Origin of the sequence: Lactobacillus helveticus (assembly GCF_046109915.1) — a bacterium.
Lineage (GTDB): Bacteria > Bacillota > Bacilli > Lactobacillales > Lactobacillaceae > Lactobacillus > Lactobacillus helveticus.
On the sequence record NZ_CP151471.1, the window covers coordinates 1,294,331 to 1,306,725 of the forward strand.

At 36.3% G+C, this 12,395-nt stretch carries 10 protein-coding genes and 4 pseudogenes; all 14 read right to left on the reverse strand.

Annotated elements, in window-relative coordinates:
• Nucleotides 1-202: 202 nt before the first annotated feature.
• On the reverse strand, nucleotides 203-937 hold the full coding sequence (locus AADV52_RS06590) for a serine hydrolase domain-containing protein (protein WP_014919341.1): 735 nt from the start codon (nucleotides 935-937) through the stop codon (nucleotides 203-205).
• A gap of 54 nt (nucleotides 938-991) precedes the next feature.
• Nucleotides 992-2,223, reverse strand: a pseudogene (locus tag AADV52_RS06595) (RNA-guided endonuclease TnpB family protein).
• A 95-nt stretch (nucleotides 2,224-2,318) separates the two neighbouring features.
• On the reverse strand, nucleotides 2,319-2,654 hold the full coding sequence (locus AADV52_RS06600; RefSeq protein ID WP_014919344.1) for a serine hydrolase: 336 nt from the start codon (nucleotides 2,652-2,654) through the stop codon (nucleotides 2,319-2,321).
• A gap of 81 nt (nucleotides 2,655-2,735) precedes the next feature.
• Complete coding sequence (gene galU, locus AADV52_RS06605; RefSeq protein ID WP_014919345.1) at nucleotides 2,736-3,611, reverse strand: UTP--glucose-1-phosphate uridylyltransferase GalU; 876 nt, start codon at nucleotides 3,609-3,611, stop codon at nucleotides 2,736-2,738.
• Between the two features lie 130 nt (nucleotides 3,612-3,741).
• Nucleotides 3,742-4,671, reverse strand: a complete 930-nt coding sequence (locus tag AADV52_RS06610) for a DUF6574 domain-containing protein (protein ID WP_014919346.1) — start codon at nucleotides 4,669-4,671, stop codon at nucleotides 3,742-3,744.
• Entirely contained in the window at nucleotides 4,671-4,910 is a 240-nt protein-coding gene (locus tag AADV52_RS06615) for a hypothetical protein (protein ID WP_014919347.1), read from the reverse strand. Before AADV52_RS06615 ends, AADV52_RS06610 begins: the two co-directional genes overlap by 1 nt.
• A gap of 50 nt (nucleotides 4,911-4,960) precedes the next feature.
• Nucleotides 4,961-6,141: pseudogene (locus AADV52_RS06620) on the reverse strand (IS256 family transposase).
• 85 nt (nucleotides 6,142-6,226) lie between these two features.
• Nucleotides 6,227-6,340, reverse strand: coding sequence for a helix-turn-helix transcriptional regulator (locus AADV52_RS06625; RefSeq protein ID WP_080588373.1), 114 nt, complete (start codon nucleotides 6,338-6,340; stop codon nucleotides 6,227-6,229).
• A 38-nt stretch (nucleotides 6,341-6,378) separates the two neighbouring features.
• Entirely contained in the window at nucleotides 6,379-6,594 is a 216-nt protein-coding gene (locus tag AADV52_RS06630; protein ID WP_014919351.1) for a hypothetical protein, read from the reverse strand.
• A 755-nt stretch (nucleotides 6,595-7,349) separates the two neighbouring features.
• On the reverse strand, nucleotides 7,350-7,682 hold the full coding sequence (locus tag AADV52_RS06635; protein WP_014919353.1) for a type II toxin-antitoxin system HicB family antitoxin: 333 nt from the start codon (nucleotides 7,680-7,682) through the stop codon (nucleotides 7,350-7,352).
• Nucleotides 7,679-7,930 carry a type II toxin-antitoxin system HicA family toxin gene (locus tag AADV52_RS06640; protein ID WP_014919354.1) on the reverse strand — a complete coding sequence of 84 codons (252 nt, stop codon included), beginning with the start codon at nucleotides 7,928-7,930 and terminating at the stop codon, nucleotides 7,679-7,681. Before AADV52_RS06640 ends, AADV52_RS06635 begins: the two co-directional genes overlap by 4 nt.
• Before the next feature lie 166 nt (nucleotides 7,931-8,096).
• Nucleotides 8,097-9,120: pseudogene (locus AADV52_RS06645) on the reverse strand (IS30 family transposase).
• 11 nt (nucleotides 9,121-9,131) lie between these two features.
• Nucleotides 9,132-10,177, reverse strand: a pseudogene (locus AADV52_RS06650) (IS30 family transposase).
• A gap of 432 nt (nucleotides 10,178-10,609) precedes the next feature.
• On the reverse strand, nucleotides 10,610-12,145 hold the full coding sequence (locus AADV52_RS06655; RefSeq protein ID WP_014919355.1) for an RNA-binding domain-containing protein: 1,536 nt from the start codon (nucleotides 12,143-12,145) through the stop codon (nucleotides 10,610-10,612).
• Between the last annotated feature and the right edge of the window lie 250 nt (nucleotides 12,146-12,395).

Consider the following 12,395-nt stretch of genomic DNA (forward strand, 5'->3'; position numbering starts at 1 on the left):
AGAGTAAGCGCTTACTTCAATATATATTTTAGAAATGGGTGTTGTTGTGATATCAAATACTGAAATTGATTGGTTTTCCTTCAATGAAAATATGAAATACCACATGTCTAAAGACAACCATCAAGCCAGGAGTCATGCGTAAAGGTGCTTGATTCGTGTCTTGGATATTAAAGAGAGGATTACAGTTGTAGTCCTCTCTTTTTTATTTTTCAAATAAATCCGTATAAATTTTATTAGCGCTATTACTCAAATCGCCATAATGACTACTATCTGCACTCTGCAACACAACAGCATTCTTTCCGTCTTTAGATATGCGTAAAAAGTTACAATAGCCATAACCATTACCGTTAGATTCGTAGTGATTATTTTTAGTATACAGCCCGCCACGATAATGCAAAGCATTATTCCCAGGAGCATAGATGATGTCTTTATTTTGCTCCGATAACAGCTTACCATTAAGCAAATCTAAACTTGTCTTGTACAAATCATCATTCGACATGGCAACACTACCCGCACCTAGCAAGCCATGTATCGCATTCATATCAACGTTTTGACCATTAAAAAGAAAATCTATCTCTTTTAGCTTCTGCTGGTCAGCCCAGACAAAGTCAGTATGCTTTAATTTTAGTGGATAAACATACATATCGTTAAACAGTGTTTCATAGCTTTGACCGTTGACCTTTTCCAAAATATGACTCAGCAAAATATAATCTAGATCTTGATAATCCCACTTGCCAAAATTCTGTTCATTATAATGCGTATCTTGAATCATCTTCTGGGCATTGGCATCGTCATTATTGTATGGCGCATCCCCCATCGGCCCAGTAGGATCCAGACCACTAGTCATGTCCAGCAGATTCAGCACACTAATATTCTGAGCATTTGGAACATTCGGATGAACTACACCGGCACTGAAGTGCCGGGTTTCTGGGAACACTGAGTAGTGTTTAGGATCTTACATTGAACTAGTCAAATACCTAACTCACAGAACTCAGCTTGTTACCATGGCCAGTCCCTGACCACTTAGCTTTTTACTTTCTTTATGCAAGATATTAACTGCCGCATTAATATATCTCGATCATGCTTGGTTTGACACTTAGAACAGGTCCATTCACGAATTTCTAATGGCTTAGCGCCACTATTATAGCCACATTTTGAACAAATTCTGGAAGTATTCTTAGGATCAACTGCAATTAGTTTCTTGCCATACCATTCGCATTTGTATTCTAGCATTTGTCTAAACATTCGCCATGAAGCATTGGCAATTGATTTGGCTAAGTGATGATTTTTCTGAAGATTCTTGGCTTTCAAATCTTCAATTGCAATTACATCATATTGCTTAATCATATGCGTAGTTAGTTTATGCAGATAATCTCTGCGCTGATTAGCTGCTTTAGCTTGGTATTTGGCTTTTGACTTTTGCGCTTTTTGCCAATTAGCAAAGCTTTCTAAACTTCTAGGACAAAGCACCTTTTTATTCCTGTCTTGTAAAGCTAATAGTTTAGCTAAATGTCTACGTCGAGAATACTTTTTCTGCCAAATTTTAGCTTTCTTTTCAAAATAAGAGCTATTAAAACTAGGATATTTTAGCCCATTAGACAGAATCGCTAAATCAGCCACGCCAACATCAATCCTAACTCGTTTGCCGGTTAAGCTGTACTTCTCTGGTTCAGATATTTCTACCTGTAGAGACAAATAATACTTGCCCGTTGGTTCAAGCAGAACAGTGTAGCGCTTAATCTTAGTGTTTTGCAAAACTCCAGTCTTGCTGGTTTTGACATAGCCTAATTTAGGAATCTTCAAGTATCTTTTACCTGCAGTTTTTATGATTGACTTGCCTGTATAAGACTTTTTCAGATACTTGCGTGAATGAAAACGAGGCTTGCAAATTTGACCAGTTTTATCTTGAAAGAAGTTCTTCCAAGATTGAGTTAGGAATTCATTAACTACCTGCAAGCTTGAAGAATCGCTGGTTTTCAAAAAAGGATATTCTTTTTTAAGCGGCTTAAGCAGATAATTCAGCTTGAACTTGCCTAAAAAAGGCAAATCTTTATTATTCTGATAGCGCTCATTCATCATGGCCAGCATTTGATTCCAAACAAAACGATCATTGCCAAACATCTGCTCAAGCTGGTTTTGTTGTGTTCTATTAGGATAGAGTCTTAATTTGATCCCTTTTAGCACATTTGTTCCCTCCTTTCTTTTTAAGATTATATCAAACATATGTTTAAGAAAGAAGGGGGGAACAAGCAAAAAAACAAAAGAAAAAGGCCGGATTCATCACGGGATTAAAATCCCGTGTTTTCTTCGGCAATTAATCAATAAAATTTAGCTACTTTATCATCTAAGCTAAACTTATTCTCACTTATCGCCCGCATAATTAATCCGGCCGTCAGTTCCTTTTGCACAGAATTAATTAAATAAGAAGAATTAGCATCGCCCGCCGTTGTATACTGCCACATCCGCTGTTTGTTTTTATATATCGTCATATTACCTTTAAGACCGGCATTATCCAGCAGCTTTTTATATTTTTGTGCTTTTTCTGATTGCAATACAGGTTGTTGATCGGGAGTAGTGAACCTAGTTTTGATAAAAAGAAAGCCGCAGAATAAAATATATGCTAGAAACAGGCCAAGTGTGATCTTCTTTTTCATTTTTCTCCCCCAATCACGCCATATGAAACTAACAGAAAAACCAGCGTCAAATTGCGCTGGCTTTAATAATATCGGCTAATTTTATAACTTCTTACCTAATTCCTTGATGTACTTGCGAAGAGCATCGCGTGTTTCTGGGTGGATTAAACCGTATTGGATAGAAGTCTCAAGGTAGCCTTCCTTGTTACCCACGTCAAAGCGTTCTCCCTTAAATACATGGGCAAATACACGTTGTGTCTTGTTCATGGTATCAATTGCATCAGTCAATTGAATTTCACCACCACGACCTGATTTTTGATGTTCCAGAATGTCGAAAATTTCAGGTGTCAACAAGTAACGACCGATAATTGCCAAATCACTTGGAGCCTTGTCTACGGCTGGCTTTTCCACAAAGTTTTTAACATTGTATAAATCAGGTGCGATATTGCCATCTGGTGCGATTACACCGTACTTGGAAACTTCCTTGTGTGGCACCTTCATAACGGCAATGGTTGATGCATGAGTCTTGTCGTAATCGTTGATCAATTGCTTAGTCAAAGGAACTTTATCCTTCATTAAATCATCGCCAAGCATAATCACGAATGGTTCACCAGCTACGAAGCTACGTGCGCGGTAGACGGCATCCCCCAAGCCAGCTGGGTATGGTTGACGAGTATAGTACAAGTTCACACCTAAATCAGTAATTTCTTGGGTTAACTTGAGCAAACCAGATTTACCGGTCTTTTCCAAGTCTTGCTCCAATTCAGGGTTAGAGTCGAAGTGGTTTTCAATCGCACGCTTGTTTTTACCGGTAACGATTAAAATATCTTCGATTCCTGAAGCCTTAGCTTCTTCCACGATAAATTGAATCGTTGGCTTGTCAACAATTGGCAACATTTCCTTAGGCAATGCCTTAGTTGCTGGCAAAAATCTAGTACCTAATCCTGCTGCTGGGATAATCGCTTTTCTTACTTTCATACTTTCTATACCTTCTCCAAAGATTATAATCAAACATCTATATTTTAAAATATTTTTTAAAATTTTGCTCGTTTTCTGCAGATTTGCAGATTAGAAGCTAGGCATTTTAGCAATACCTAGCCTTCAATCATTATATAAGATTTAAAAATGATGAACCAATCTGCCCAATAATCATGCTTGAAATTAACATGAAGATGATTACCCCAGTAATTGCTTGCAAAACGATGAATAAAAGATAGCCATAAAAATTATCATGTACTGGGTTAGGATCACCTAAAACTACTACGGTTAATACCATGCCGAAGAAAATTGCGGATAACCACAACATCAAAGATGCCATCACAACTCCACTAGGGCCAGCAAGAATCATAAAAATAAGGAAAATTACGATGAAGATTACTGACAAGTTGCTAGTTTGAACAATATGATTAGTTAATTGTAAAAAGTCTTTATTCTTATTGTAGATAACTTTATAAGCTAAATAAGCTGAACCAATCCAAGCAACTTGTGCTACTAAAAGGAAAAAGATTAATTCAATTGCCATGCCAAAGGTAAAGTTAGACGTGCTGCTAGCAATATCTGAGCCTAACACGGAACTAGTTGCTCTTTGCGCACCAAAGAATAAACCTAATCCAACTAATATGTCTTCTGCCAATAAAGTAATCCAGCCATACCATTTATCCGCATTTTGTTCCGCAAAGGGATGTTTCCATGAATTAACAAACCATTCCCACATATTATGCACGTCAAAGGTTCTCATTGATTGAGCAAAATCTTGTCCAAGACTTGCATTTTGAGATTGGTCTTGGTTTGAATTAACTCTTTGACTTTTGCGAGTAGGCATTGCATTTTCTTGAGCTGCCTCTTGCACCGGTTGTTTTACTTCAACTTGAACATTGCGGATGTCGGTCCCACAATTAGTGCAAAAATTGACATCGGCTTCCAATTTGACATCTACTTTTGGCTTTAAGTCTATGTCATCTTTTTTTGATCTAAAATTCTTATTTTTGATATATTTCATATCATCTACTACATAATCACGAAATTCTAAAATAGGCATTACGCTATACTCCCTCTTTCTACACTACTTTTAAATACAATATTATTATCAGAAACTACATAATATGAATCTGACCTTTGATATTTTTTATCAATCATTTGATTTAAATTATCAAGCCAAGTTTTTTTATCATTATTGGCTAGCTCTTTTTTAAAGTCACTCTTGTTCAGCATAACTAATCTAAATAGCATATCCTGATATTTAGTTTGAATGCGATGATTATTTTCTGAAACTGTCAAATAGTTTGTGTAAATAGATCTTTCTCGTAAATTGATTTTTTAATTTTTTCTTAGTCAAAGTAGGATTCCAATGTATCCTGCACTTGGCCGAAGCCTTTATGGATTCGGTTGAAGTAGCGATCATTGTAGCTTATTGCCTGAATGCCAATGAAAGTATCAAGCGACTGCTCGCTTGGAAACTCTGCTTTGGGCTTTGCCTTGCGTTTAACGACATTGTTAAAGGATTCAATCATGTTGGTGGAATAGATTGAGGGTCTGATCTGTTTGGGATAGTTGTAAAAGACCAATAGATCAGGCTCAATGTCTTTTAGATTCCTAATGACATGATTGTATGCCTTGTTCCATTTGTCATAGAATGCATGAAGAGTTTGTACAGCGGCTGTCTTGTTAGGCTGCCTATGAATCTCTGCTTGAAATCGTTCATGATTGTCTCACGATCGTCAACACGCACTTTATTGCAAATATTGCGCATGACATGAACCAGGCAGCGCTGAAAATGTGCTTTGGGATAAGTCTTTGCCAGAGCTGTTTTCATGCCGACAACACCGTCAGACAAGAAAAGCTCGACTTGCTTCAAACCCCGCGATCTCATGTTTTGAAGCATTTCAGTCCAAACTTCGACGTTTTCGCTGGGTGCTATGCAGTAGTCGATTACTTCTTTATGGCCATTGGGCCTGATGCCGATGGCAATATAGACGGCTTCACGCTCAAACGTTTCTCGGCACAGCGGAAGATACGTTGCGTCAAGATAAACGCAAAAGAACCTGTCGCTAAGCTTGCGTTTGTGATAGGCTTCAACCTTTGGAATCATTTGCTTGGAAATATTTGATACCTGAGCCGGACTGTAATGGCTGCCGTACATCTTTTCAATCAGATCGGCTATTTCTCTGGTAGTGACGCCTTTGGCATAAAGCTTGATAATCATGCTTTCCAGGACGTCCGAGTGCTGCTTGTAGTCAGGCAGAGTGTGCTGATGAAATTCGCCGTTTCTGTCTCTGGGAACCTGAATTTCGATCTGGCCAAACTGCGTATCAACCTTGCGATAATAGATGCCGTTTCTGGAATTGCCAGAGTTCCATCCGCTTTTTGCATAAGGATCATAGCCTAAAAAGGCAGTCAATTCAGCTTCAAGCAATTGATTAACTGCAGTTTGAATTTCCTTGCGCAAAAAATCATTAACTTTGTCTTGATTGAATAGTGCTTGAGCCATATTTTTGGTAAAATCATTCATGAAGGAGTTCTTCTTTCTGTATGTTGTTTTTTTGTTCAATCCAATCATACGAGAAAGGAACTCCTTTTTCTAATGTTTTCAGAAATTAATTTAAGGAATCATTCATCCTTACACAAACTATTTTACGGTCTCTATTTTCTATTTTGGTTAAAGCAGAAGAACTAATACCTAATGAATTGGCAAATTCTCGTACAGACATATTTAAATCTGTTCGTAATTCTCTTATCTGTTCAGGTGTTAAAAACCTTTCTTTTGTCGATATTCCACAAAACTACGATACACATTTTCCATTGGATTATCAAAATCTCCCCAGAGTTCCCCATCTTTATCTTTCCAATAGTGATTAATTACTAATATATCTTTTTCATCTTTGACTGTTACCGTTTCTGGTAGCCAAACTTCAGTATAGTAATCATATTGATTAAGCTCAGGATTAAAAAACTTCTTTTTCATGAATAAAATCTCCTTATTTATATGGAGAATCTCAAGTTTAGTGAACTTCAAGAACGTCTAGAGATTATATTTTCAGCTTATAATACGGGGGAAAAGGAACGCAAATATGACGAAATAATTAATATCATTAACTCTCTTTCTTCATTATTTCCTTTTATATAGTTGAGGCATTGCCTCCATTTGTACCAATAACTGTGTGGGAGTCACAGGGACAGAATATTTAGTAGATCGAGACCTTCCTGTTTTTATTAAAATCTTTCTACTAAATTATTAATAGAATCTATTACTTAATTTAAATAATTGCAGTTTTTGCCTTTCTTTCATATAATAATAAAAGAAAAGGAGCTAGCAAGGGCAAGTTGCTAACTCCAATCGTAACTCAGGTGACGGTTTGTGCTAACCCTTGTGGTTAGCTTTTTTTATTATCGCGTAAGCTTTTGCTAGACTGATGGCTAACTTGCCAATTGCACCTAGCGTTATACTTATTGCAATAGACCAAGCTATCACGCGGTTTTCGCACTCTCCAGTCTATCCAATTCGGCATGACTCATCACCTCCGTAACATCAGGATTTGTGAAGGGTGTGGAGTCAGCACTAAGTTACTAAGCTTTCGCGGTAGCTAACCGTTGTAGAAAGCCTGCTTTAATTTTACTGGTCAATTTAGTAAGAAGTCAATTTTGTTTTAACAAAAACTGTTGTATATGAAAAAACCATCACTCAAACAGAGACGATGGCACGAAAATCACAATCTTATATTACCTCAATACTAATCTTTCAATCGCAGTAGTTACCGCTGAATTTAGACTTTCATTATTAGCTTCCGCATATTCAACTAAATCCTTATGCAGCTCTGGAGTAATACGCACATTAAACGTTCCTTTGTAAGAAACTTGCGGCTTAATATTATTTCGTTTGCAATCAGCAATATATTCATCAACGACATTGTGAAAATCTTGCTTCAGTTCTTCAACGGTTTCGCCCTCATATGACAATAATCCCTTGATGCCAATTACCTTCCCATACAAGACGTTATCCTCTTCGGAAATATTAACTGTTCCATAGTAATCTTTATAATGTAGCATTTTCATAGGATGTTCTCTTCTTTCAAAATTTCAACAACTTCTTTAACTTGATATGCTAAAAGAGTTTTTCTTGGATGCGGCTTATGCAAATAGATTGGCACACCGTTTTTATTAAGAAATTTAACTCGAGATCCGCTCGTTCTTCCCTTATTATCTTGGTGAAAACCTAAACTTTCTAACAATGATGCCAGTTCACTAAAAGTAATACTATTTGACCTACTTTTTAATTTCCTTATTGTTTGTTTATGCCCCATGATTATAATAATATCTCGTCCTCTATGCAACTATTTATAGTTGCCATTATTTTTTTACTATACTAATTATGATCACTTACCAAACTTATCATTACGAGCCTATATTCTAAATACACAAACAAAAGAATATTTCCGCAAATTGCAATAATAAATTGAACACTTTTAGTTAAGCTGCTTGATAGATTAGATCTAATTCTCTTTCAAAGATTTCATCTGGTGTATGATAGGCCAGTATCTTTCTTGGCAAAGAATTGCACCAGGTTTCAATATTAATGATGTCTTGTAAAGAATAGTTAGCTATTGCTTCTCCTTTAGGAATGAATCTGCGAATAAGACCATTGTGTCTTTCAACTGTTCCCTTATCACAAGAAGTGTAAGGATGGGCATAGTAAACCAGTGTATTGGATGCTTTTTCTAGGTTGGAAAGATCTGCAAACTCTGAGCCATTATCAGTGGTAATGGTTTTAAAAATATCATTCCAATGTTCGCTGTATTGCCTTTGGAGTTCTTTAAAGGCCTGCATGACACTGACAGAAGTCTTGTCAGGAATACGAAGAATTAAAAACTCACGACTCATACGCTCAGATAAGGCTAGCAGCACCTCATCATCTTTGCTCTTATGTCCGAGAACTAAATCGCATTCCCAAGGACCGAATTCATTACGTTTATTGATCTCTTTAGGACGTTCTTCAATGCTTCTGCCAAGTTTTTTCTTATTTTTGCGAATACGATAAAGCTTGGTATTGCGTTTAAGCTTCTCTGGCAAGTCGTAATTATGTATATCTAATAGACCTTGGTCGACATAATTGTAAAGAGTCTTAGTACAGACAACATCTCTGCTGCTAAATGCGCCAACAGCAGTGGCACGATTACTGCACACATCAAGCGACCAGCCGTCTTTAAAGAAATGCTTGTGGACATAGCGCATGAATTGAGTTTCCCTGAGAAAGTCTGATTTGCGCCCACAATTTTTACGATGAGCTTGATATGCATCATGCCCTTGAGTAGCCTTATATCTTTTGACTTTGCCATGATACCAGTTCTACAGTACCGCGCTTAACCTCATAGCTGATAGTAGAAGGAGAACAGTTTAATTCACGGGCGATGGCACGCAAAGAATAGCCATCTTTCAAACGCAATTGAATAATAACTCTTTCCTCGAATGATAAATGCTCGCAAATTGCAATAATAAATTGAACGCTTAAGCTGCTTGATAGATTTGATCTAATTCTCTCTCAAAGATTTCATCTGGCGTGTGATATGCCAGGATCTTTCTGGGCAAAGAGTTGCACCAGGTTTCAATATCATGATTTGTTGGAGAGAATAGTTATTGATGCAGTCTCCTTTAGGAATAAATCTGCGGATCAGGCCATTATGTCTTTCAACAGTTCCTTTATCACAAGAAGTATAAGGATGAGCATAATAAATAAGCGTTTTAGAGACTTGTTCCAGATTAGCTAGATCCGCAAACTCTGAACCATTATCAGTAGTAATTGTCTTAAAGATATCGTTCCAATGCTCGCTGTACTGTTTTTGAAGCATTTGAAAAGCCTGCATGACGCTGGCAGAGGTCTTGTCAGGTATACGAATAATCAGGAATTCGCGGCTCATGCGCTCGGAAAGAGTTAACAGAACCTGATCGTCCTTGGTCTTATGACCCAAGACAAGATCGCATTCCCAATGACCAAATTCGCTGCGCTGCTCAATCTCTTTAGGCCGCTCTTCGATGCTTCGTCCCAGCTTCTTCTTGTTTTGGCGAACATGATGAAGCTTGGTATTGCGCTTGAGCTTTTCGGGCAAGTTATAGTTTTTGATGGTCATCAGTCCTTGATCAACGTAGTTGTACAGAGTTCTGGTGCAGACTGTTTGATAATGCGAGAATTCCCCGGTAGCTAAACTACGGTTGGCACAAACGTCAAGCGACCAGCCGTCTTCAAAGAAATGCTTAATGACATAATTGATAAAGCCAGCCTTCTTCAAGAAATCTGATTTTCGGCCACAGTGGCACCGATTTATTTGATAAACGCTTTGGCCCTGATCAGCCTTGTAGCGCTTCTGCTTGCCGTGATAGAGAGAAACAGTGCCCCGTCTGACTTCATAGCTGATCGTAGAAGGAGAGCCCAGTTTGCGAGCAATTGCTCTAATAGAGCAGCCATCTTTTAAGCGAGTTTGGATAATAACCCGTTCTTCAAATGACAAGTGCTTGCCTTTAACGTGCTGATTCATGGTAGAATGTAAAGAGTCCATTTGTGACCTCCAATAGATGTTTTTGTGGTTATTAACATTCTATCAAACAGGTCCAGATGGACTTTTATTTTTTACAAAGTGTTCAACTTAATTTTACAATCGGCCTCTAGAAAATTTTTTCATTTAGCCTACATCTCTTATCTACTTCAATAAGCTAACTATAATACATTTTCATTTTATTCTTTATCAATTAAAATTGCATAACTTTCGCTTTTACTAAATTCACGTTATTATCTAAATTTTATGGCTCTTTGATAAGATAAGAAACTATATTGACTGCAGATCTATCACTCATCCGAATATACATGACAAAATTTTTCCAATCTTGTCATATAATTAATTATTCCAAAAAAAGATAGACAAAAACAATGCCATGTTCCTGCCTACCTTTATACTTAACAACAAGCCCTATGAGAAGAAAGGTTCAAATCATTATAAATTCTTTTCCATATTTTTCAATCTCATTATTCTATCTACTTGTTCTTGTTCACTGGTCTTTTCTAACTTATATACAGTAGACTTACCGTTTCCTTCTGAAACTAAAAGCTTCTCGTCCAACAAGTGATTAAATCTTTTTCTTACAGTACTGTTACTTCCAAATTTATCATTCATATCTTTAAACATTTGAGAAAAGCTAAATTTAGATTTTTGAATGGCATAATCAATGATAAATTTTTCAGTTGGATCCAAAACCATTTCATCATCAATTTTAGTTCGAATATCTATTTTCCAAATCCTTATCTTTGTAATCTTATTGGTTGAATCAATTTCTATTTCAGGTTCCATCAAATGGTTTCTACTTGCAGCCCTTAAAATTCTAGGTCCTCCGCTGGCCTTCTTTTCTGAAATACCAATTCTTCTAAATAAAGTAGCGATCTCTGAATTTCTTACTTCAGACTTTTGACCACGTAAAAACGATTCTCTACTGACTCTCATGTCGCCTGGATTAGTAAATTCCCAATAACTTGGGCGATCCTCAATTTGAATTGCTATCGTACCATCATAATAAGCATGCATTAAACAATTAACTAATGCTTCCTTGGCTGCAGATCTTAAATCAGCAACATAACTGCCTCTTGTCAAATCTTCATCTTGAGTATATTTGTCATTAATATTAGACGCTATTCTAGGTAAGACTACATTATAAAACGAATAAATATTCATTTCCGGATAGTTCATATCACCTGCTGAAACACGATCAATCCAATCAGTATCACCATCTTTAGCATATCTTGTATAGTCTAATTGAAATCTAGGAAATCGGTCCATTATCGACATAAATTTACCGAAAAACAACAGACCGCCTTCTGTCATTTTATAATTTCTATTTGAGGAACGCCTATCACGTCTTAATACTCCGATATCTATCAAAAGTTCACGATCTAATTTAGATACACTATCTGCATCTTCTAATTTTTCTAGCTTTTTGCGATAATCACTAAGATCCTCTAGATTTAAGTCACTATCCCAATCAAAATTCTCAAGCAATCTAGTATCTACCTGATCTTGGCTTTCAGCATATAAATACTTCAATTGATCATGAGTGGCTAAGCGATCACCATCATCAGTCCTCATATAAGTTTTACCCTTAGCATTAATGGGCTTATCAGAAAACTGAGCAGGAAATATTTTAATTTGAATTAATCTTTTACCCTTAAATGTAGTTATTTTAACATCAGAATTTTGAATTACAGGCTTATTGATTACAGTAGAATTACTATTATCGTTAAACAATTCTTTTATTACATCATCAGGTTGATCAACACCTACAATTTTATAATGATGTGGTATCGGTTCATCTACACCTAATACAATAAGACCACCATCTGTATTAGAAAACGAGCTTATTGTTTCCCATATACTTTTAGGCAATTTCCAACTAGCCTTTTTGAACTCTAAATGTAAACTCTCTTTTGGAGTTGTAAATTCAATTGCATCTACGTCTTTAACAAAATTAATAAAATCCATAAATTCACCTGTAAGTAAAAGAAAGAAAAAAGAAAGAAATACTGTTATATCAACATTTCAAGTTAGTTTTATCTTCACAAAAAAAGAAAAAGAAAAGTATTGACATTTGTATTATTTTGTGCATTGCAAGAGCCGCGATATAATTTATAACTTTAATAATTATACCTTGAAATCTAAAATCACCCAAATTGATAAAAGTTAACGTAAGTGTCAATATTTTTGCGGTAGGCTATTAACCATTAGTCTGACC